Here is a 22628-nt window from a genome sequence, read left to right as displayed (position 1 = left end):
GTGAACAGTCTAGGTGAGACCCGGGAAACTGTCAGGCCTTTCCGTGATCAACCCTCCTCACGGGTACGCGGATTCTGGCCACGGTGAGCCTGACCACGGGCGCGGGCCAGCTCAATCTGTTTCTGGCGTTCCGCAAAACGCGCCTTCTGTTCCGGACTGGATTCGTCATAACAGTGAGGACAGGAGACGCCCAGCTGAAACAGTTCAGATTGCTGGTCTTCTTCACTGATAGGACGGCGACAGGCGTGGCACTGATCGTATTCACCGGGGTTAAGGTCATGATCCACCGTAACGCGCTCATCGAACACAAAGCACTCGCCTTCCCACAGTGAATTCTCTTTGGGCGTTTCTTCCAGGTATTTGAGGATTCCCCCTTTCAGGTGGTACACCTCTTCAAAACCCTGCTCCTTGAGATAGGCCGTGGACTTTTCACAGCGAATGCCGCCTGTGCAGAACATGGCAACTTTTTTGTGTTTAGCCGGATCCAGGGTTTCCTTGACGTAATCGGGGAACTCTCGAAATGTCTGGGTATGAGGGTTAATCGCTCCCTTGAAGGTACCCACTTCTACCTCATAGTCATTGCGGGTATCAATAAGGATAGTCTCGGGGTCGCTGATCACCTCGTTCCATTCCTGCGGAGTCAGATAGGTGCCCACGGTACGATTGGGATCTATGCCTTCCACGCCCATGGTGACAATCTCTTTCTTCAGCTTCACCTTGGTACGCAGGAAGGGATGCTCGTCATGGAAAGACTCCTTGTGCTCAAGATCCGCCAGTCGCGGGTCACTGCGCAGCCATTCCAGTACCGTATTGATCCCTGCCCGGGGGCCGGAGATAGTGCCGTTGATACCTTCGTTAGCCAGCAACAAGGTGCCCCGGACATCACTATCCATCATCAGCGCCAGCAGCGGCTGGCGCAGGGCCTCGAAGTCTTCCAGTCGAACGAATTTATAAAGTGCTGCGACGACAATACTGTCGGCCCTTTCTTCTTTGTGCTGACTCACGCTTTAAACTCCGGATCGTGCTTGCTGCCACCCATACAGTCAGGAGATTGAGATACCTCCCCGCCTTTGGCCTTCCACTCATCAATGGTGAAAGTATGCAACGCCAGAGCGTGCACTGGGCCAGCCAGCTCATCGGCCAGAATCTTGTACAGCATCTGGTGACGGCGCACCGGCATCATGTCGCTAAACGCGTCGGAGACCAGCACCAGTTTGAAATGCGTTTCCGAATTGGGTGGCACACTGTGTTTGTGACTCTCATTTTCCAGCGCGAAATGTGCCACAGGCACCGCATCGTAAACCTTGCGCTCGATCAATGTTGCAACACTCATGGGCCATCCTGACTTGCGGAGAAATGATTAACGCCCCGCCCGGTAATCCGGTGCGGGGCGCGTATTCTACGCCTTTTCGCCATAACGGAAAAACGTCAGTGGTCGGCGGGCTCAGGAATAATGTCCCGCCACAGCATCTCCCCCGCTTCATCCAGGAGCCCGACAAGTGGCTCACCCGGTCCGAACTGCCGCGCCTGGCGCTGCTCACCCCAGGGCTGCCATTCGGGGGATTCACCCCGGGCAAAGCCTCCCCATACGTTTTGCACTTCCACGGACAACGCCCTGGCCTGCCCCCCGCCGCCCGTGAAGTACAAGCCCGCCGGCGTATCGGTCACACCGAATACAAAGGGGATATCCACCACATGGCAGGCTCCCAAAGGCACGCCAAACGGCGCACTGGGCCAGGTAAACTGGAAACCCCAGCAGGCATCGTTGTGTACAGATTGCGCGTCCAGCAGCCGCAGTGTCGGGACGCGGAACAGACGATCAGATTCCATAGCCGAAAGCCGGTCCAGCTCACAACGGCGCTCATCCGGTGTCACGGTTTCACGATAATACTGGTATGCCTCGCCACCGTGGGCCGGCAAGCCCCGCTCAAAGCGGCGCAGCAATTCATCCTCGTCGATCTCGCGCAGAGCATCCATCGTGGTCTTTCCCGCCAATACGCCTCCGTACTGGAAGAAGTGGTATTCATCCGCACAGACTCCCGCCAATAGTCGCTTGTCAGAGGCAGCGCCGCGTGCAATGGCGTCAATGGGAAGCTCAGGGAGAAGGTCATCATCCACTACCGGCAAAAAGTTCATGGCAAACTGCGGCGTGGTGTCCCTCAGGCCTCGTTTGACCAGCACCTTCACCGAGGCATTCTGAGCCTTGATCCAATCCCGGTCGGAACTGTTCAGCAGGCGCTCAGCCGCACTCCCCTCGCCCGGCAAGGCATCCACGAGCGCCTGTGCCACCTTGCTCGCTTCCTCTGTGCACAGAGCAAAATCAGCGGCACCTGACTGTACAATGGCCCCGTGAAAGAGGTCTTTTGCTGCTGGACAGGCCAATAACGAGCAGACACTGAAGCCACCAGCGGATTCGCCGAATATGGTGACCGCAGCAGGATCCCCCGCAAAAGCTGCAATGTTTTCAGCCACCCACTCCAACGCCGCCACTTGATCCCTCAAGCCAGCATTGGTCACTGCACCAAGCTCAGGGGCAATTTTACTGAAATCGCCAAACCCCAGCGCCCCCAGTCGATAGGCTGCATTCACGACTATCACTTGCTGGCTGCGGGCCAGTTCCGCCCCGTTGTACAGAACCTGGGAAATGGATCCGGACAGATAACCACCTCCATGAAACCAGACCATCACCGGGAAAGGTCCCTCCCCTTCAGGCCGCCAGATATTCAGGTACAGGCAATCCTGACTGGATTCATTAACGCCCATTATCGGGTTGTTCATCTGCAAAGAGGCCAGCGGAAACTGGTCTGCCCGAAAAGTGTCATCACTGTCAGGTAGCGGCAATGGCGCCTTGAAACGTCGCTCGCCAAGGGGCGGCAGAGCAAAAGGAACGCCCCGATATTCGATGACACCGTTGCGATGAAGGCCTTCATAGCATCCCTGACGGATCACTGCTGTCATGGGGTCTCCCTGTATGAAATGTGGGTTTCAATGCGCCTTTGTTACTGATTTGTAACTGAATCATGGTCATGTTTTATTGTTCGACAACAATAAATCCCGCCCCGAAGCACTGGCATACACTTGCAACGCCTCTAGAGGCACGCCAATCAATTTAAGGAGGGATTCTCCAATGAGCAATACTGTAATTTCCCAGTTCAATGAGCGCTATGAGCAACTGAATGCTGAAACCCGTGCTGCTGCTGAAAAAATCAGCAACGCCGTGCGCGGTGCGGCCAAGCGTGTTGAACAATCAAGCAATGAACTGTTCGAGACTCTGGTAAAGACCGGTGAAAAGCGCCAGAAAGAACTGGCCAAGACCACCAAGGCTACCAGCAAGAAGGTGGCAGAAAAGGCATCCACCCTCGACGAACTGCGCGGCAAACTGGCTGAAGCGCTGGGTCTGCCCACGCAAAGTGACGTGGAAGCCCTGAACAAGAAACTGAATTCCCTGACCCGCAAGGTCAACAAGCTGGCCAAGGACGCGAAATAAGTCCTCACCGGCAAGGATTGGCGTGGGGAGTCATCAGACTCCCCGCCTTCCTGCTGCCGGATTGATCACAACGGTTGACTTAACCGCCCTGCTCTCGTTATCTACTGCTCGGAATAACAAGAAATCACGAGCCCATGTCACCCAGCTACTCGACCCTTTTGCAACAACGTACCGTCGCCCCCTTCTGGCTGGAATTTCTGCTGGATGCCGCCCTGCGTGCCGGCGTGGATCTCAGCGGCGCCCTGATTGATCTTGGTGTCAGCAACGAGGATCTTGAGAATCCCCAGTCCCGTATTGCCATGACGGTGGAAGACCAGCTGATCCGGCTGGCGCTCAAACACAGCAATGATCCCCTGTTTGGCCTGCACATGGGTGAGGCTATTCGCCCACGCTTCATGGGCGAGCTGGGTTATGCCAGCATGTCCAGCGCCACGCTCAGGGATGCTATTGAGTTGATGATTCCATTCATGAAAGTCACCACCGAATACGCTTCCATGCGTTTCGAATGGAAAGATGAGGATCTGTGGCTGATCTGGGACAGTGACATGGAAGCCATGCCCACCTATCCCATGCGCATTGATGCCAACTTTGCCGCTGCCATCACCTTCGGGCGCTGGATTCTTGGGCAAAGCTACAACCCGGAACGCATTCATTTCCAGCACCCGGCACAAGGGGACCCACAGGAATACAAACGTATCTTCAATTGCCCAGTGGCCTTTGAGCAGCCAGAAAACGCAATCGTTCTAAGCCATCAGCTGCTCGATTTGCCATTGCGTGATGCGGACCCGGATGTACATAAACTGGCACGTTCGCGCATGCAGCGAGCCGTGACGCAGTATCATGCCCGCGACAATCTGCTCGACCAGGTACGCCTGGAAATTCAGAAATGCTTCCAGCAAGGAGTGCCTCAGCTGGAGCCCATCGCCGATGAGCTGGGCGTAAAGCCCTGGACTCTACGCCGACAGCTGCGCGCCGAAAATACCGATTTCTCCAGCCTGCTTGAGGAGGAACGCCGGCGGCTGGCCTGTGACTGGCTTCTGCACAGTCAGCGTTCCGTCAACCAGATCGCCCTGGATCTTGGCTATTCGGAGCAAAGTGCCTTCAACCGCGCCTTCAAGCGCTGGTTCGGCATCACCCCGATCAGTTACCGGGAACAGGGCCGCGAGGCGCCACCTCCAGTCTGACCCCTTGTTTCATGCAAGGCTGGGGGCGCCACGCCAGCGGCGCTTGCACTGCCCCAAGGTATAACCCCGGGAAAAGTCCGCCACCAGCGTCGTTCCAAGCCGTCCCTGAAGCATCGGAACGGAAATCGGCAGCAGGCCGTAAAACAGGGCTGAAAGCTGCTTTACCTTGATCAACTCCTCACGCCAGTCCTGCAGGTTTTCCCGGTAATTATCCAGATCTCCTGACAGCAGCGCCTGAGCCGCCAGCTGGCCACTCAACACGGCTCCATAAATACCTTCGCCGAGCAGGGCTTCGCTGCATCCTGCCGCATCCCCGGCAAACAGGATCCGCTCCTGTCGAAGCCGAGCCTGAGGCAACCAGGTCCCCAGGGGGAAACCGGACACCCTGTGCGGCTTCACACCCAGTCGATCCAGGCAATACTGATCCAGCGCCCTGCGGTCTGTGGCCGCCAGCCCGTGCTTCCAGATATAGAGCCCCACATTGACGTGATCCTCCTTCGGAAACAGCCAGCCATAGCCCCCTTTGATTGCCTGAAAATCCAGTGTCATACCGGGATAGTCCTTGAGGTCCGCCCGGTCAATGTGCCCCTCGATGGCCATGGCACCCTGCCACGAGCGCTCACCCAGCAAATGCCGTACCCGACTATTGGCGCCATCTGCCGCAACAAGGAATCTGGCCTGAAACTGATCCCCTTCTCGGGTAGTGACCGCGACACCGTTTTGGTGCTGCCGCACGGACTCAATCCCGCGGACAAGCTTGAACACGGCTCCCTGTTCCTGCGCTTGTGCCAGGCAATACTGGTCCAGCTCGCTGCGCTCGGTCATCACACAGAAAGGATTCGGCGCCTTGAGCACCGACTCCTGGCGCGGGAAGCGGCTTACATGCAAGGCATCCACGGTTTCCCGCACCAGCGGAGCAATGGAGAAGCGATAGCGGTTCAGGGTCTTCATGGTGACACCACCGGCACAGGGTTTGCCCGCTCCTGCAGCCCGCGAAAGAACCAAAACACGCTTGCCCCCGGCGGCCAGATCCCAAGCCGCCGCACTGCCCGCCTGGCCCGCCCCGATCACTATCACGTCCCAGGTATTCATATTCCTCCTTAGGAGTTCGTGCGATTAGTCGCCAGCTCCTTTATAATGCGCGCCGTTCGGACCTCTGACCCATGCACAGCATGGTTCAGAGGTTCATCGTTCTGCCACCTCTCCCGAATTCAAGCTAGGAGATTGTTCATGAAAGCACCCGTACGCGTAGCCGTCACCGGCGCCGCTGGCCAAATCAGCTATTCCCTGCTGTTCCGCATCGCTTCCGGCGATATGCTCGGCAAAGATCAGCCTGTTATTCTTCAGCTGCTCGAAATCACCCCCGCTCTGGAAGCCCTGAAAGGCGTCATCATGGAGCTGGAAGACTGTGCATTCCCGCTGGTTGCCGGTATCTCTGGCACCGACGATGCCAACGTGGCCTTCAAGGACGCTGATTACGCGCTGCTGGTTGGTGCTCGTCCGCGTGGTCCGGGCATGGAGCGTAAAGATCTGCTCGAAGCCAACGCGGCAATCTTCTCTGTACAAGGCAAGGCCATTAACGACAATGCCAGCAAGGACATCAAGGTACTGGTAGTCGGCAACCCGGCCAACACCAACGCCCTGATTGCCCAGCGCAACGCGCCGGATATCAACCCGCGTCAGTTTACTGCCATGACCCGTCTTGACCACAACCGTGGCATGGCGCAACTGGCCACCAAGCTGGGCAAAACTGTCAACGACATCAAGAAGATGACCATCTGGGGCAACCACTCCTCCACCCAGTACCCCGACCTGCACCACTGCGAAGTGGACGGCAAGGTTGCTGTGGATCAGGTTGAGCAGGACTGGTACGAAGGCACCTACATCCCGGAAGTCCAGCAACGTGGCGCCGCCATCATCAAGGCACGCGGTGCATCCTCCGCTGCTTCTGCTGCCAACGCTGCTGTGGACCACATGCGCTCCTGGGCACTGGGCACCGAAGAAGGCGACTGGGTTTCCATGGGCATCTACAGCGATGGTTCCTACGGCATCCAGGAAGGCCTGATCTACTCTTACCCCTGCACCTGCAAGGACGGCGACTGGACTATCGTTCAGGGCCTGGAAGTCAACGACTTCTCCCGTGCTCGCATGCAGGCTACCGAGCAGGAACTGGCGGAAGAGCGTGACGCTGTTTCCCACCTGCTGCCGTAAGGCATCCCGGTGACAAAAAAGGGGCTCCTCGGAGCCCCTTTTTTGTGTCTGTATCACACAGATGATACCTGTGACGCCTTGCGGCGCCACTGACAGCTTGCTTAATAGTCGGAAAATTCCATCTGTTGCGCCGCATCCGCGCGCTGCATGTAATCCTGGTACGCCGGAATGGATACCGCCGCGATAATACCGCCGACGAAGACCACCAACCAGAGAATCAGGGCCACCCAGAACACCGCTTTTACCCGCCCGCTATTCTCTGTGGGCGCTGGCCCGTAGTCATTGCCACCGGCTGTGCCCTTCTTGAACAACAGAAGCAGCATCATTACCAGGTTCGCCAGTGGCACCAACAGAAGCAGCGACAACCACCCAGAAGCGTTAAAGTCATTGAGGCGTCGGACCATGAAAATCACGGCAAACACAAGCACAGCAATTATCATGGCGAAGTAAAGAAAACCAAGCACCACCATGCCAGCCCCTTGCTGGGCCTGCTCAAGCCCACCGGAAACCGCCGCAATGATACCAACCGCAACGGCCATAACAGCATAAAAGGCAATGGACATTACCGCGCCATAGACGAAATAACGCATGCGACCAATGCGTCCGGAGGCTGAGAACATTTTTGGTTGATAAACAGCGTCTTCTGCGGCAACGGCCACATTGGATGATGGAGCCTGGTAAGGCTGATTCATAGGTCCCCCTTAAGGACAGTTATTGAATTTTTGGTTATTAGGAAGGATTGCGGCTGAAATCGTCCATGGCTCGCAACAGGTCGCGGCGACTGATTTGGCCAACCAGCTTGCCATCATCAACCACGGGCAGGCGGCGGCGATGATCGGCGAGAAAAATCTCTGCGGCATCAAGAATCGAGGTCTGTCCACTGACAGTTTGCAGATCCTGAGTCATGTACTCACGTACAGGGCCAATTTCAGTGCCATGATAACTGGCTTCCAGCGCCCCCTTGAGACAGTCGGACTCGGAGAACATTCCAGTCAGGGTACCCGTCGCATCCACCACAGGCGCCCCGGAGATCTTGTTCTCCAGCAGTACGAGAATGGCGTCGTGGACGGACTGTTCTGGCGTGAGGGTAATGACGCGGCGACTCATATAGTCGGCCACCAACATGGATTTGAGCATGACGTTTCCTTGCCGATAAAGGGTTGCTACCCCGTTCTTCCTTTGTGCCTTTATAACAGAAAACGCCTGCTAAACCAGTGATATAGGGAACTTTTGCCAACCAGAACCCAAGCTTTTTGTGCCATTTCGCGACTTGTCCAAAAGTGTGCTTCTGACCAACGGCCGTGGAAAACCAAAAAGCTGAAGTGCTAATTTGTTGATATTAATAATAACAGTAGCACTTGGTACAGGGTGGGATGCATGGATTGCAGAGATGATGATCAGACAACGAGGACCTGGTTTCGCAGCGACAGGTTTTTCAGTGAAGGGGCTAACTGGTACTTTTCAACCCGCGAAAACACTGTAGAAGGGCCCTTTAACAGCCGTACGGAAGCCGAAACGGGTTTGATGATGTACCTGCGGGACATGCAGGCCATGGCGCAGTATGGACTCAAGCCGGGAAGAGTGGCTGACTGATTGCCGCTCTTCCCGGTGCAGGGTTACACCAGCGCTTTGGGCGCAGTGATGATGCCATTGTTATCCGCGTAGACGTACTCACCGGGCCTGAAGGTAACGCCACCAAATTCGATATCGATATTCAGCTGCCCCTCATCGCGACGGACGGATTTGATCGGAACGCAACCCAGGGTAACGACGCCGATATCCAGTTTTGCCAGGGCATCAACATCCCGACAGGCACCAAAAATGATCACGCCTTCCCAGCCATTTTTGACTGCATTCTCTGCAATCATGTCACCGATGAGGGCGTTTCGCAGGCTGCCACCGCCATCAACAACCAGCACCTTGCCTTTGCCATCCGTGCCCAGATGCTCTTTCACGCGGCTGTTGTCTTCAAAGCACTTCACTGTGACGATTTCGCCGCCAAAAGCGCTGCGGCCTCCAAAACTGTACCAGTTATAACCGGTTACCACGGATACGATATCCGCATTGTCATCACACAGGTCACAGGTCACAAAAGACATATCTACTCCTCGGTCTCTTCTGTTCGCGATTTCATGAAGCTACTGTCCGGACTTTGCCTGTCTGTCACGGAGCTTTCCTGCGTACACCAGAAAATCTCGATAGCGCAGCTTGTAGCGGCCGGAGTCCGGTCCTTCCAGCGCCATGCCAACCATGCCTTCTGCCACCTTGCTGCCATCGACTGGCAACCAGTGTGCATCGGTCCAGCGAGTAAGCGGCTCGACAATGCGATTGAGCAGGTTTCCCCAGTCTTCTGCCGGGCGCTTGTCTTCACGGTCACCGCGCAACAAGGATGGTTGCACCAACACCAGTAGAGGAATGTCCAGGCGGTCCAGTTCTCGCTCCATCTGGCCTTTCACCCTTGAATAAAAGAACGGAGAACGGGCATTGGCATTAATGGCGGACACCACAAGGAAACGCTGCACCCCTGCCCGCTCCGCCACCTGCCCTGCCAGAACGACAAGATCGTGATCCACATGGCGGAATGCCTGGCGCGAACCTGCCTTCTTCATGGTGGAGCCAAGACAGCAAAAAACGTCGTCTACCTGAAACTGCGTCTGACAGCCTTCCAGTTTTTCCAGATCCACAACCTGCCAATCCAGTTTGGCATGCTTCAGGGCACTCTCCCGGCGCGACAGTACAGTGACTCGCTCGTATTCCTCACTGTCCAGCAGCTGCGTCAGGCAATGTTTGCCAACCAACCCGGTTGCTCCCAGCACCAAGGCCTTTCTTGTCATTCTTCTTCCTCGTTATCGGCAGGCTGACTCGGCAACCAGCGTCGTAATACCGTTTCAAGTGCATCAAGGTGTACCGGCTTGGCGAGAAAGTCATCCATCCCGGCCGCAAGACAGCGTGCCTGAACCCCTTCCGCGGTATTGGCAGTTATTGCCACCACCGGTGTGCGATCTTCGCCGCGGGTCTTTTCCAGTTCACGTAACTGACGGGTGGCTTCAAAGCCATCCATTTCCGGCATCATGCAATCCATCAGCACCAGATCAAAGCCCTCCTGCTCAAGCAGGGCCAAGGCCGTTTCGCCATTGCTGACAGTCTTAACCTGATAACCCAGTTTGCTCATCATGCCGCGGGTCACCAGCTGGTTAACTTCATTGTCCTCCACCAGCATGACCCGGAATTGTTTACGCCGCTGACGCTCTTCCGGGGTTTGCATGGGGGCATCACCCACCGGCACCTGGCGCTGCAGACCGAGGAGACGGGAAAGCGCGTGCCGGATACTCGAACGGTGAGCCGGACGAACCAATACCACCAGGTCATGCTGATCTACCATTTTCTGAATGGCCGGGAGCGCACGTTCTTCAATGGTGGCCATCAACACCAGTCGTACCGGCCGCAGCGAAGGATCTTCCATCACATTACGGCACAGATTCAGAGCCAGCTCTGGCCTGGAACAGGTGTCAACGAATAGCAGATCGAAATCGGTTTGCTCACGATGCCCTGCGCGCAATGCCTGTAGCGCATGGTCATAGCCTTCTGCGGAGGAACACTGACAATCCAGGGCTTCAAGCTCTTCCTGCAAACAGGCTACCGTTCCCGCTGCTGCACCTACCACCACGGCCTGGGCACCATCCAGTGCACGAATCAGGGTTTGGGCCTCTCGCATGTCGGGCTGCATCTGCACAGGGACAGTGAACCAGAAGGTCGAGCCTTCCCCGGGGACGCTCTCCGCGTTGATGTGCCCGCCCATGGCTTCCACCAACCCTTTGCAGACCAGCAAACCGAAACCGGTATGGTGGCTGCTATAGGCATCCTGACCCTCTTCGATAAACCGATCCAGGAACAGGTGGCGGACAGTTTCAGGATCCATGCCAGACCCCTGATCACTCACACGAACCCGCAGCACCCCTGTGCCTTCGGCTTCCACCGTGAAATCCACATCCAAGCGGATCTCTCCACTGTCACTGAACTTGATGGCATTGCTGAACAGGTTGTTGAGAATCTGCATGAGCCGTTCGCGATCGCCGCGAATGCGTTTTGGCAGCATGCGGTCAATCACGCAGGTCAGCTCAAGGCCGTTGGCCTGCGCCATCGGCCCAAAAGCTTCCAGGGCCTGCTCGATAGCACTGCGAAAATCAAAGAATTCGGTATTGAGTGTCACCCGGCCAGAAAGGATCCGGGAATAATCTAGCACATCATCAATCAGCGTAAGCAGCAGCTTGCCGCTACGCCCGGCAACTTGCATGTAATCTTTTTGCTCGTCGTTGAGACGGGTGTCTTCCAGCAACGACATCATCCCCATCAGGGAATTCATGGGCGTACGCAACTCGTGGGCAAGGCGATAAACCAGACTAAGCTGAATTTCAGTATTGGTACGGGGCGGCGGCTGGCCAAATTCTGCCTTGCTGCGACGCTCCCGGGTCATGGCATGCCAGAAGGTTTCGTACTGGCCGCGGTACAAGCGGAAAAGATAAAAGGCATAACTGCCTATCAGGATGGCGATTACCCAGTCATGCAATGCGCCGGTGGTAAACAGCACCAGCAGACTCGGCAGGAACATGAGTACGATATAGGCCTGGCGGACGCGCAGACCAGCCATCCATGAGGAGCCCAGCGCCGTGGTCACACCCACGTTATAGAGAAGAATGGCAAAAAAGTTGAACCCGGTGCCTACACGCCATGCCAGCCAAGCAGGAATGACGCCCCACAGCAAGGCATGCAAGGCCAGGCCGAGGCCAAAAAGTTTTCTCCATCGGGCCGGGCCAGCACCATAGAGGGCATCGAAACGGGCAAAGAGCCACAACCGGTAGGCGGTGACAGCCAGCACCGCACCGCCACCCACCAGCGCCTCAAGCTCATAGCTCTGGTACACCTGCCCCCAGGCAAACACCAGCGCATAAACCAGCAAGGCCGCCAGGACTCCCATCAGGGAATTCTTGGCGGCCCCATAATCGACCTTGCGTAAAACTTTGCGATCTTTCTTATACGTCACAGTGTCTGTTCCGTAGAACCTGTTATAGCCGTGTGGCGCTACGTTAGCACTGCTTACCCGGGCTGGCTAGCCTGCGAGCCCTTGCGCCTGCGATCAAGGGCGACCAGTAATGGGACAAAGAAGAAAAAGTCCACAACCAGCGCCATGGCGATAGTGATGGCAGAAAGCAGGCCCATGCTGGCATTGGGGTAGAAATGGCTGGTGCCAATCACCGCAAAGTTGGCAACCAGCACCACCGAGGTAGCCACCAGAGCCACGCCCACTGTACGGAAGGCATAGCCTACTGCCTTTTCAGTATTGAGGCCCAGTTCACGTTTCGCACGCACATACTTGCTCAGGAAGTGCACCGTGTCATCCACGACAATACCCAGCGTCATACAGGCCACCACGGACACGGCCAGCCCAATCTCGCCATTGATCAGCCCCCACAGGCCAAACGCCATACCGGCTGGCAGAAGATTGGGAATCAGTGAAAGCATGCCGTAGCGGAACGAACGCAATGCCAGAATCAACAGTACCGAGACACTGATCAGCGCGATCAGCGCGCCGGACAGCATGCTCTGGATGTTGCGCATGGTCACATGACCGAACAGCACATCCATCCCCGTTCCCTTGGTCTGCATATAATCCGGCCAGTTTTCGCCCATCCAGTCTTCAACCCGCTGGTTGAAATCCAGCACCGGTCTTGAACCGATATTTTCCAGCATCACCACCAGTCGTGCCTGCGACTTGTCGATATCCAGCTGATCCTCAAGGCCAAGCCCCTGTGGAAGCGACAGTTCATACAGCAGGGTGTACTGGGAAATCAGCTCACGGGAATCCGGGATTCGGTAATAGGCCGGATCACCGCCATGCATATCCCGGTTCAGACGCTTTATCACATTGGTATAGGAGGTGGCGTAAACCACATGCTCCTGCTGTTCCAGCCAGTTGACCAGATTATCCAGATTGCGCAGGAATTCAGGCTCCATGGTGCCGCCGGAGTCCGCCGCCGGGATGGCGTAATCGATGCGATGCATGCCGGTCAATTCCGCCATGGCGAAATCATTCACCCGGCGCACCTCGAAGGTTTCATCAAAGTATTCATTGAATACATCGTTGATCTGGTTCAGTCCGATACATCCCATCAGCACCACCACCACCACTGACATGCCCATCAACCAGGCGCGGTAACGGCGTGTGATGTGGGCAGCCAGGCGTCCCATCAACGGTGAAAAATCGCGCTGTTTTCCCGGCTCGATCTTGTGCGGCAACAGCATCACCAGTGCAGGTAGCAGCACCACAGAGAAGAAGAACGCCAGCAACACACCAATCAGCACCACATTGCCCAGGGCGCGGAATGGCTGGGACTCGGAAAAGTTGAGAATGGCAAAACCGATGGCCGTGGTCAGGCTCGTGAGCCATACCGGCTGCAGATTGATTCGCAAACTCTCAATGATGCTGGCTGCTTTGTCTTTACCTTCCAGGCGCTCATGGCGATAGCTGGAAAGAATATGGACAGAATCCGCCACGGCCAGGGTGAGAACCATGGCTGGAGCCATGCCCACAATCGGCGAGAACTCAATGCCTAGCCACATGGCGATCCCCATGGCTGAGGCGATGGAGAAATTAATAATAAAGACCGTTACCACCACGAACATGACGCTGCGCAATATCAGCCAAAGACATAGCAGCATGATCACAAACGCCAGCGGCAAGGTACTGGACATGGACTGTTCCGTGGCTTCCGCCGAGGCCTGACTAAAAATCACCGTGCCGGTGACCATGAAATCGATATCGGGGTAACGCTTGTTGTACTCCAGAGCCATCTCTCGGGCTGCGGCGGTAATTTCCGGCGCTTCGGCCTTGCCCTCTCCCATGGTCACGGTGGCGGCAATCCCGGCTACGTGGCCTTGGGTAGACACCAGACGACCTTCCAGGGAGGGTTCACTCAGGGCGATATCACGGATGCGTGCCAACTCATCGTCGGACAACGTATCGGCATACTCCACCAGCGGGGCCACATACAGCTCGTCGCCCTCCACTTCCGTGTGCTGGAAGTTGGCAAGCGAATCCACCCGGGTGGCATGAGGCAGCAGCCAGGCATCCTCGGTGAGCGACTCAATGGCGCCAAGGGTTTCGACAGTGAAAAGGTCATCATCCTTGGGATGTACCACAAACAGCACTACCTCATTGGCAGTGAAACTGTCTTCCAGGGAGACAAAGCGTTTGAAATCCGGGTTGTCTTCAGTAAAGAAAATGCGCGGATCATTGTTGTTCTGAAACTTGCTGAGCCCACCGGCCAGCCCGATAGTCAGTACAACACACCCCAGCAACACCCACACCGGGTGGTCAACCACCCAGCGACTCCAAGCGTCTTTCATGTCTTCCCCTTGTCCTCGATCCCGCCATGGCACACTCATTTGCATACGCAAACAAGGCAAATTACTGGGTGAAGTCTATTCAGGGGTAAACACCGTGTCACGGACCAATAAGGCCAAAAGCAGACATTAACTCACGCCCTCTCATACTTTACGTTAACGTAAACTTCCCCTATTCTTCCGCCATGACCAAAAAACAGACCTACAGCATCGGTGAGCTGGCACGGGAATTCGACGTGACCACCCGAACTATCCGTTTTTACGAGGATCAGGGCCTGGTCTCTCCGGCACGACGAGGCCAGACCCGGGTCTACTCCCCTGCGGACCGGGTAATGCTCAAGCTGATACTGCGCGGCAAACGACTGGGCTTTTCACTGGCAGAGTCGAAGGAACTGATCGGTATGTATCAGCCCCAGAGCGATAACCGACACCAGCTTCTCGCCCTGCAAAGCAAGATCCAGCAGCGCCGCGAGCAACTCGAACAACAATTACGTGACATCCACGCCATGCAGCTTGAACTGGACGACGCCGAGCAGCGTTGCGTGGATGCGATGAACGACCTGGAGAAATAACCATGTTCAACAGCAGCTTCAATTTTGATCTGGATGAAACCCTGGTTGCCCTGCGTGACAGTGTGCGCCAGTTTGCCCAGAAGGAAATCGCACCCATCGCTGCCGAGGTGGACCAAAGCAACCAGTTCCCACTGGATATGTGGAAGAAACTGGGTGATCTGGGCGTGTTGGGTGTGACCGTCAGCGAAGAATATGGCGGTGCGGACATGGGTTACCTGGCGCACACCATCGTCATGGAAGAAATCTCCCGCGCCTCCGCGTCTATTGGTCTCTCTTACGGTGCCCATTCCAACCTGTGCGTTAACCAGATTTACCTCAATGGCAACGAAGAGCAAAAGGCGAAATATCTGCCCGGACTGGTCAGTGGCGACCAGATCGGAGCCCTTGCCATGAGCGAGCCTGGAGCGGGTTCCGATGTGGTGAGCATGGGACTGCGTGCCGACATGAAAGGCGATCACTACGTTCTGAACGGCAACAAGATGTGGATCACCAATGGCCCTGATGCCCATACCTATGTGATCTATGCCAAAACCGACACCAGCGCAGGCCCCAAAGGGATCACCGCGTTCATCGTCGAGCGCGATTACCCGGGTTTCTCACGCGCCCAGAAGCTCGACAAGCTGGGTATGCGCGGTTCCAACACCTGCGAACTGGTGTTTGAAGATTGCCGGGTCCCCGCCGAAAACATTCTCGGCAAGGAAAACCAGGGCGTAAAGGTGCTGATGAGCGGCCTGGATTACGAACGCACCGTTCTGTCCGGTGGTGCCACCGGGATCATGCAGGCCTGCATGGACGTGGTAGTGCCCTACGTTCACGAGCGCAAGCAATTCGGCCAGGCCATTGGTGAATTCCAGCTGATGCAGGGCAAGCTGGCGGACATGTATGTGACCCTTAATGCCAGCCGTAGTTACCTCTACAACGTAGCGAGAGCCTGTGATCGTGGAGAAACCAACCGCAAGGATGCCGCCGGTGTGATTCTCTATTGCGCGGAAAATGCCACACAGATGGCGCTGGAAGCCATCCAGACACTGGGCGGCAACGGCTACATCAATGAATACCCCACCGGTCGTCTGTTGCGTGATGCCAAGCTTTATGAAATCGGTGCCGGTACCAGCGAAATCCGTCGCATGCTCATCGGCCGCGAGCTGTTCAACGAAACCGCTTGATGCCTGAAGCAACACGCCCGACGAAAACCACGGGCATCAGGCGCTAAGCGTCTGGCGCCCAGCGAGAAAATGCCATGCCCAAGATTAACAGTCAGATCAATGCCGCCAGCCCGGAATACCTGGCCAACCGGGAACACAATTTGTCTCTCAGGCAGCAACTACAGGAAAAACTCGACCACATCGCCCACGGCGGTGGCGAAGCCGCCGAGCAGCGCTTGCGTGAACGTGGCAAGTTGCCGGTGCGAGAGCGCATCAACCTGCTGCTGGACCCTGGGTCGCCCTTCCTTGAGATCTCCGCGCTGGCCGCAGACGGGGTATACGGTGAAGACGTGCCCGCCGCGGGTTGTGTCGGTGGAATCGGACACATCCAGGGAGTGGAATGCATGATCGTCGCCAACGATCCCACCGTAAAGGGCGGCAGCTACTACCCGCTTACGGTGAAAAAACATCTACGCGCACAGGCTATTGCCGCAGAGAACCGCTTGCCCTGCGTCTACCTGGTGGATTCCGGCGGCGCCAACCTGCCCCGTCAGGATGAGGTATTCCCCGACCGGGAACACTTTGGTCGTATCTTCTTCAACATGGCCAACATGTCTGCCCGAGGCATCCCACAGATCAGCGTGGTGCTGGGTTCATGCACAGCCGGTGGCGCCTATGTGCCGGCCATGGCGGATGAAGTGATCATGGTGAAGGAACAGGCCACCATCTTCCTGGCAGGCCCGCCGTTGGTAAAAGCCGCCACCGGTGAAGTGGTCTCCGCCGAAGAACTGGGCGGCGCGAATTTGCATTGCGAACAATCCGGCGTGGCGGATCACCTGGCTGAAGATGAGCCCCATGCTCTGGAACTGGCCCGGCGTACCATTGCCCACCTGAACTGGCACAAACCCGATCAGGTGAAGCGCAAGGTGGTGCGCCCGCCGGCCTACTCCACGGATGAACTTTATGGAGTAATCCCCACCACCACCCGACAGCCCATGCCAGCCAGAGAGCTGATTGCCCGCATCGTGGATGGCTCCGAACTGGATGAATTCAAGGCCCGTTATGGCACCACCCTGGTGTGTGGTTTTGCCCATATCCATGGCTACCCCGTGGGAATTCTGGCCAACGATGGCGTGCTGTATTCTGAATCTGCCCAGAAAGGGGCGCACTTCATCGAGCTGTGCAACCAGCGCAAGATCCCTCTACTGTTCCTGCAGAACATCACCGGCTTCATGGTGGGCAAGAAGTACGAATCCGAAGGCATCGCCAAGCATGGCGCCAAAATGGTCAACGCGGTGGCCTGTGCCACCGTGCCCAAATTCACCGTCATCACCGGTGGCAGCTTTGGTGCCGGCAACTATGGCATGTGTGGCCGTGCCTACGATCCGCGCTTCATGTTCATGTGGCCCAATGCGCGCATCTCTGTCATGGGTGGCGAGCAGGCGGCCAGCGTGCTGACCCAGGTGAAACAGGCATCCCTGAAGAAAAAGGGCGAACAATGGAGCGATGAAGAAGCCGCAGCCTTCCAGGCCGACATGACCGAACGCTATGAGCAAATGGCTCAACCTTACTATGCCAGCGCACGGCTTTGGGATGACGGCGTAATCGACCCCGCAGACACCCGCGATGTACTGGGTCTGGCTATTTCTGCGAGCCTGAATGCTCCCATCGAAGACACACGCTATGGCGTCTTCAGGATGTAATGGGGGCGCACCATGCAGCACGCTTTACGCAACACGCTAAACCCCCGGAGCCAACCATGAGCGTTAGCACAAAAATCGAAGGCCGGGTTGCCCGCATTACGCTGGATAATCCGGACAAAAGAAATGCGTTTGATGACAGCATTATTGCCTCTTTGACCAAGGCGTTTAAAAGCGCCGGTAATGATGACGCTGTTCGTGTGGTGGTGCTCCAGGCGGCAGGTAAACACTTTTCGGCCGGAGCAGATCTCAACTGGATGCGCGCCATGGGCAAACTGGATCCCCAACAGAACCGTGACGATGCCCTGCGGCTGGCCGGCCTGATGCAGGCCATCGATCAATGTCCGAAACCTGTCATTGCCCGTGTTCAGGGTGCCGCCTTCGGTGGCGCGCTCGGCCTGATCTGTGCCGCTGACATGGCGGTAGCCGCCGAGAATGCCCGATTCTGCCTTAGCGAGGTGAAGCTGGGTATCGTGCCGGCAGTGATCAGCCCTTATGTGGTCCGGGCCATGGGAGCCCGCCAGGCTAACCGCTATTTCATGACCGCAGAGGTTATCCCCGCCGACCGTGCCCTGTCACTGGGCATTGCTCAGGAAGTGGTCCCGGAGAGTGAGCTGGACACCACCGTAGACGCATTGGTGGATGCACTACTGAGCGCTGCCCCCCGTGCGCAAATTGAGGCACGTGACCTGATTGCGCGAGTCAGCCATGGCCCCATCGATCAGGCCATGCTCGATCACACCGCCAATCTGATTGCCCGCCTGCGCACCGGTGATGAAGGCCAGGAGGGGCTTGGCGCCTTCCTGGAAAAACGCAAACCCGGCTGGATCTGATCCTGCTCTTAATCTACTGGGCCTGTAGTAGCGGCGCTTGAGCTGTACACCGAGCAACGTTCCTGCAGGACACTGCCAACAATAAAGGCTCTACAAATGGCAACGATAAAAAAACTGCTGATCGCCAACCGCGGGGAAATTGCCCGTCGCATCATGCGCACCTGCCGCGAGCAAGGCATCGCCACCGTAGCCGTCTATTCAGAAGTTGATGCCAGCCTGCCCCACGTCCGTGAAGCAGATCAGGCGGTATGCCTGGGTCCCGCGCCCGCGCGTGAAAGCTATCTGGTTATCGACAAGATCATCAACGCAGCCCGTGAAACCGGCGCGGACGCCATTCACCCCGGTTATGGCTTCCTGTCTGAAAACACCGAGCTGGCCGCCGCCTGTGACAAAGCCGGCATCATCTTCGTCGGCCCCAATGCACGTGCCATTGAGGTCATGGGAGACAAGGCCGCTGCCCGCCAGCTGATGGCTGCAAGCCAGGTCCCCGTATTGCCTGGCTTCGACGAAGATGGCGCCACTGATGACGCCCTTACCCAGGCAAGCGCCAACGTTGGCTTCCCCCTGTTAATCAAGGCCGTGGCCGGCGGTGGCGGTAAAGGCATGCGGGTGGTTAACACCGCCAACGAATTCGCTGAATCACTGGCCGCCGCCCGGCGTGAAGCACGCAATGCATTTGGCGATGACAGGGTCTTGCTGGAGCGCTACCTGCCCACCGCTCGGCATGTGGAGGTGCAGGTGTTTGCCGACAATCACGGCAATGCCGTACACCTGTTCGAACGGGACTGCTCCGTACAACGCCGTCACCAGAAGATCATCGAAGAGGCACCGGCACCGGGGCTGGACGAAGCCACCCGTAACGCTTTTGGTGAAGCAGCAGTACAGGCAGCCAAAGCCATTGATTATCGCGGTGCGGGCACCGTCGAGTTTCTTTATGCGCCAGCCACAGGCGAATTCTTTTTCATGGAGATGAACACTCGCCTGCAAGTGGAGCACCCGGTCACTGAGATGATCACCGGTGAAGATCTGGTGGCCTGGCAATTGGCCGTTGCTGCGGACAAGCAACTCCCCAAGTCCCAGGACCAGATCCAACGCTGCGGCCACGCCATGGAAGTTCGTCTTTATGCTGAAAACCCGGAACAGGGCTTCCTGCCCTCCTCCGGGCTATTGGAGCATCTGCGTTGGCCCCACGAACTGGCCCGTGTCGACGCCGGATACGAATCCGGTGACAGGGTTGAAGAGTATTACGATCCCATGATCGCCAAGCTGATCTGCTTCGGCGATGACCGTGATGCGGCACGCCAGAAGCTGATACGTGCGCTGCAGAGCCTGGAGCTCAACGGTATTCATCATAACGCCCCCTTCCTGCTTAGGGTGCTGGCGGATGACGCTTTTGAACAGGCCGAGCTGGATACCCGTCTGCTTGAGCACCGCCCTCAGCTCATGGAGCCCTCGAAAACGGATCCCGCTTTGCTGGCCATCGCCGCCAGCCGGATTCTGGCCACGAGGAATCCCGCTGATAGCAGCCCGTGGCAGAGGCTTGCAGGCTGGCGCGCAGCAGGCCAGCACTTTCAAATGAGCTTGCTCCAAGTGGATGACCAGTGTCTTTCAGTGCGTGAAGAGGACGGTCGAGTCAGTGTCGGGGAACAGAGCCATTCATTGATCTGCACCCTTGATGAAGCAAGCTTTAGCCTACATTGGGGTCACCACGGCTTGCAGGGTCGCTTCCATATCATCGATGCAGACAGCCTGCTGCTGTTCGTCGACGGCCAGGCTCACTGTATTGCCCGCAACCCCAGCCGAGACAGCGCCCAGCAAGGGGCACAAGGCGGCTTTGTTGCCCCCATGAGCGGCACTATTGTGGCCCTGCATGTAGAGCCTGGCTCAACCGTTGCCGCCGGTGATGCGGTGATTACACTGGAAGCCATGAAGATGGAGCACACGCTGAGAGCCACTGAAATCGGTACGGTTCACGACTTCCATGTGGCCGCTGGCGACAGCGTCAGTGAAGGTACGCTGCTGGTGGAATTCGAGGCAACGGCAGACGCTTGATAGCGCCCGGCCTGACATCCTTTTTCATTGCCGGACGCGTAGCGCCGGAACAGAACGCTTGGAGAACACCATGTCCGAACCACTTTGGCAACCGGGTAAATCGCAGCAGCACTGCCAGCTTGCCCGATTCTGGCAGAAGGCCAGACAGAGCAGCAGCTTGCCACTGGAGGATTACCGCGAACTACATCGCTGGTCGGTGGATGAATCCGAGGCGTTCTGGCGCCAGGTCTGGGACGAGTGTGGAGTAGTCGGCAAACCCGGGAATCGTGTACGGGTAACCGCCAGTCAATTTCAGGACACGCGCTGGTTTCCCGATGGCAAACTCAATTACGCGGAAAACCTTCTGCAACGCAACGACAACCATCCCGCCCTGATCAGCGTGCTGGAAGATGGCCACCGTCAAGTGCTCAGCTACCGGGAGTTGCGAATCGCAGCCGGTCAGGTCGCTGCGCAGCTCAAAGCAGCAGGCATTCAGCCTGGCGACCGGGTGGCAGGCTTTATGCCTAACCGCATCGAGACCGTTGTCGCCGCACTGGGCGCAGCCTGGATTGGTGCCGTGTGGTCGTCCTGTTCACCGGATTTCGGAGTCTCCGGTGTTCTGGATCGTTTCGGTCAGATTGAACCTCGGGTCCTGATCGCCTGCGACGGCTACCACTACAATGGCAAGTGGATTGACCTGGAGTCGCGTATCTCTGAATTGCACGGCGCCCTGAACCCCGATCTGCTGATCATTGTGCCCGGCAAGGGTAGCAGCAGCCGGGTACAGAAAGCGCTTGTCTGGCAAGCCTGGCTGGATGCCGCAGCACCAGCACCGGATTTTGCGCACCTGCCATTTAACCATCCCCTGTTCATTCTCTATTCCTCCGGGACCACGGGGCAACCCAAGTGCATTGTTCATGGCGCTGGCGGCACCTTGTTGCAGCAGACAAAGGAATTACAGCTTCATGGCGATGTGGGCAGGAATGACACCCTGTTCTATTTCACCACCTGTGGCTGGATGATGTGGAACTGGCTGATCTGCGGCCTGCACACCGGCGCCACCCTGGTACTTTATGACGGCAATCCGGGCTATCCGAGCACAGCAAGACTGTTCGACCTGATCGACGCCGAGAAGATCACCCACTTCGGCACCAGCGCCAAGTTTATTCAGGCCGTGGAAAAATCAGGCCTTGTGCCCATGGAAAGTCATGACCTGACCAGCCTTCGGACGCTTTTCTCCACCGGCTCCCCCCTGCTCCACGAGAGCTATGACTTTCTCTACCAGCAGGTAAAGCCAGATCTGCTGGTCAGTTCCATTTCCGGTGGCACCGATATCATCTCCTGTTTTGCACTGGGCAACCCGCTGCTCCCTGTCTACCGTGGAGAGCTGCAGTGTCCCGGCCTGGGGATGGATGTGGCCGTCTTTGATGATCAGGGTAACTCGCTTGCTGACAGCAAGGGCGAACTGGTCTGTCGCCAGCCGTTCCCTTCATGCCCGGTGCATTTCTGGAATGATCCCGACGGCAGCCGCTTCCACAAGGCCTACTTTGCCCGTTTCGACGGCATCTGGGCACACGGCGACTATGCAGAGCAAGTGCCTCACCAGCATCATGACGGGCTCATTATCCATGGCCGTTCCGATGCGGTGCTGAACCCTGGCGGCGTCCGCATTGGCACCGCCGAAATTTATCGTCAGGTGGAAACCCTGTCTGAAATTCGCGAAGCGATCGTGGTCGGTCAAGAATGGCAAGGTGACGTTCGGGTTGTGCTGTTCGTGGTGCTGGCAGAGGGTGAAGCCCTGACCGATCAGCTACAAGCGAGAATCCGTAGTGCCATCCGCCAGGGAGCCAGCCCAAGGCATGTGCCGGCGGTCATCGCCAGTGTGCCGGAAATCCCCCGTACCGTGAGTGGCAAGATTGTCGAGCTGGCGGTAAGGGAAGTAATTCACGGGCGCACCGTGAGTAACCGCAACGCCCTCGCTAACCCGGATGCCCTCCAGTATTTCGCAGACAGGAGTGAGCTTCAGGCGTAAACCCGTGGTCACACAGTCATTGACGATCACGG

The 22628-nt window shown here is 57.1% G+C and carries 20 protein-coding genes; 10 read left to right on the top strand and 10 right to left on the bottom strand.

From position 1 onward, the window contains the following. Positions 1 to 47: 47 nt before the first annotated feature. The 3 genes from GQF00_RS02090 to GQF00_RS02080 all read right to left on the bottom strand — a co-directional run bounded on the left by GQF00_RS02090 (position 48) and on the right by GQF00_RS02080 (position 2958). On the bottom strand, positions 48 to 1004 hold the full coding sequence (locus tag GQF00_RS02090) for a rhodanese-related sulfurtransferase (RefSeq protein WP_161317501.1): 957 nt from the start codon (positions 1002 to 1004) through the stop codon (positions 48 to 50). Then, the gene (locus tag GQF00_RS02085) at positions 1001 to 1333 is read right to left on the bottom strand and encodes a BolA family transcriptional regulator (RefSeq protein WP_161317500.1); all 333 of its coding nucleotides are present in this window, start codon (positions 1331 to 1333) and stop codon (positions 1001 to 1003) included. The genes GQF00_RS02090 and GQF00_RS02085 overlap by 4 nt, the downstream gene beginning before the upstream one ends. 95 nt (positions 1334 to 1428) lie before the next feature. Continuing rightward, complete coding sequence (locus GQF00_RS02080; RefSeq protein ID WP_161317499.1) at positions 1429 to 2958, bottom strand: carboxylesterase/lipase family protein; 1530 nt, start codon at positions 2956 to 2958, stop codon at positions 1429 to 1431. A 169-nt stretch (positions 2959 to 3127) separates the two neighbouring features. On the opposite strand from GQF00_RS02080, the gene GQF00_RS02075 reads away from it, so the two are divergent. Next, complete coding sequence (locus tag GQF00_RS02075) at positions 3128 to 3487, top strand: phasin family protein (RefSeq protein WP_161317498.1); 360 nt, start codon at positions 3128 to 3130, stop codon at positions 3485 to 3487. Positions 3488 to 3621: 134 nt separating this feature from the next. Continuing rightward, entirely contained in the window at positions 3622 to 4671 is a 1050-nt protein-coding gene (locus GQF00_RS02070) for an AraC family transcriptional regulator (RefSeq protein ID WP_161317497.1), read from the top strand. Positions 4672 to 4680: 9 nt separating this feature from the next. Here GQF00_RS02070 and GQF00_RS02065 read toward each other — a convergent pair whose 3' ends face one another. Beyond that, the gene (locus GQF00_RS02065) at positions 4681 to 5763 is read right to left on the bottom strand and encodes a geranylgeranyl reductase family protein (protein WP_161317496.1); all 1083 of its coding nucleotides are present in this window, start codon (positions 5761 to 5763) and stop codon (positions 4681 to 4683) included. Between the two features lie 138 nt (positions 5764 to 5901). On the opposite strand from GQF00_RS02065, the gene GQF00_RS02060 reads away from it, so the two are divergent. After that, on the top strand, positions 5902 to 6882 hold the full coding sequence (locus GQF00_RS02060; RefSeq protein WP_161317495.1) for a malate dehydrogenase: 981 nt from the start codon (positions 5902 to 5904) through the stop codon (positions 6880 to 6882). Positions 6883 to 6983: 101 nt separating this feature from the next. Here the strand turns inward: GQF00_RS02060 and GQF00_RS02055 are convergent, their stop codons facing one another. Both GQF00_RS02055 and GQF00_RS02050 read right to left on the bottom strand, forming a co-directional pair. Beyond that, complete coding sequence (locus GQF00_RS02055; RefSeq protein WP_161317494.1) at positions 6984 to 7574, bottom strand: DUF805 domain-containing protein; 591 nt, start codon at positions 7572 to 7574, stop codon at positions 6984 to 6986. Between the two features lie 37 nt (positions 7575 to 7611). After that, entirely contained in the window at positions 7612 to 8019 is a 408-nt protein-coding gene (locus GQF00_RS02050) for a CBS domain-containing protein (RefSeq protein WP_161317493.1), read from the bottom strand. A gap of 240 nt (positions 8020 to 8259) precedes the next feature. Here GQF00_RS02050 and GQF00_RS02045 point away from each other — a divergent pair, with 240 nt between their 5' ends. Beyond that, positions 8260 to 8475 (top strand): DUF6316 family protein, encoded by a 216-nt coding sequence (locus GQF00_RS02045; protein WP_161317492.1) that lies wholly within the window; start codon positions 8260 to 8262, stop codon positions 8473 to 8475. A gap of 23 nt (positions 8476 to 8498) precedes the next feature. Here the strand turns inward: GQF00_RS02045 and rraA are convergent, their stop codons facing one another. The 4 genes from rraA to GQF00_RS02025 are packed head-to-tail and all read right to left on the bottom strand — an operon-like array spanning position 8499 to position 14286. Then, entirely contained in the window at positions 8499 to 8981 is a 483-nt protein-coding gene (gene rraA / locus GQF00_RS02040; RefSeq protein ID WP_161317491.1) for a ribonuclease E activity regulator RraA, read from the bottom strand. 39 nt (positions 8982 to 9020) lie between these two features. After that, positions 9021 to 9716 carry an NAD(P)H-binding protein gene (locus GQF00_RS02035; RefSeq protein ID WP_161317490.1) on the bottom strand — a complete coding sequence of 232 codons (696 nt, stop codon included), beginning with the start codon at positions 9714 to 9716 and terminating at the stop codon, positions 9021 to 9023. After that, positions 9713 to 11923 (bottom strand): response regulator, encoded by a 2211-nt coding sequence (locus GQF00_RS02030; RefSeq protein ID WP_370519447.1) that lies wholly within the window; start codon positions 11921 to 11923, stop codon positions 9713 to 9715. The genes GQF00_RS02035 and GQF00_RS02030 overlap by 4 nt, the downstream gene beginning before the upstream one ends. A gap of 53 nt (positions 11924 to 11976) precedes the next feature. Beyond that, positions 11977 to 14286, bottom strand: a complete 2310-nt coding sequence (locus GQF00_RS02025; RefSeq protein WP_161317489.1) for an RND family transporter — start codon at positions 14284 to 14286, stop codon at positions 11977 to 11979. 182 nt (positions 14287 to 14468) lie between these two features. On the opposite strand from GQF00_RS02025, the gene GQF00_RS02020 reads away from it, so the two are divergent. The 6 genes from GQF00_RS02020 to GQF00_RS01995 all read left to right on the top strand — a co-directional run bounded on the left by GQF00_RS02020 (position 14469) and on the right by GQF00_RS01995 (position 22596). Continuing rightward, positions 14469 to 14855, top strand: a complete 387-nt coding sequence (locus GQF00_RS02020; protein WP_161317488.1) for a MerR family DNA-binding transcriptional regulator — start codon at positions 14469 to 14471, stop codon at positions 14853 to 14855. 2 nt (positions 14856 to 14857) lie between these two features. Beyond that, entirely contained in the window at positions 14858 to 16021 is a 1164-nt protein-coding gene (locus GQF00_RS02015) for an isovaleryl-CoA dehydrogenase (protein WP_161317487.1), read from the top strand. A 74-nt stretch (positions 16022 to 16095) separates the two neighbouring features. After that, positions 16096 to 17703: a carboxyl transferase domain-containing protein gene (locus tag GQF00_RS02010; protein WP_161317486.1), complete on the top strand. Its 1608-nt coding sequence runs from the start codon at positions 16096 to 16098 to the stop codon at positions 17701 to 17703. A 56-nt stretch (positions 17704 to 17759) separates the two neighbouring features. Further along, positions 17760 to 18533, top strand: a complete 774-nt coding sequence (locus tag GQF00_RS02005; RefSeq protein WP_161317485.1) for an enoyl-CoA hydratase/isomerase family protein — start codon at positions 17760 to 17762, stop codon at positions 18531 to 18533. 96 nt (positions 18534 to 18629) lie between these two features. Beyond that, positions 18630 to 20585 carry a biotin carboxylase N-terminal domain-containing protein gene (locus tag GQF00_RS02000; RefSeq protein ID WP_161317484.1) on the top strand — a complete coding sequence of 652 codons (1956 nt, stop codon included), beginning with the start codon at positions 18630 to 18632 and terminating at the stop codon, positions 20583 to 20585. A 70-nt stretch (positions 20586 to 20655) separates the two neighbouring features. Continuing rightward, on the top strand, positions 20656 to 22596 hold the full coding sequence (locus tag GQF00_RS01995) for an acetoacetate--CoA ligase (protein ID WP_161317483.1): 1941 nt from the start codon (positions 20656 to 20658) through the stop codon (positions 22594 to 22596). The last annotated feature ends 32 nt before the right edge of the window (positions 22597 to 22628 follow it).

Origin of the sequence: Alcanivorax sp. DP30, assembly GCF_009882945.1 — a bacterium.
Taxonomy (GTDB): domain Bacteria; phylum Pseudomonadota; class Gammaproteobacteria; order Pseudomonadales; family Alcanivoracaceae; genus Alcanivorax.
This window is presented reverse-complemented; position numbering and strand designations above follow the sequence as displayed.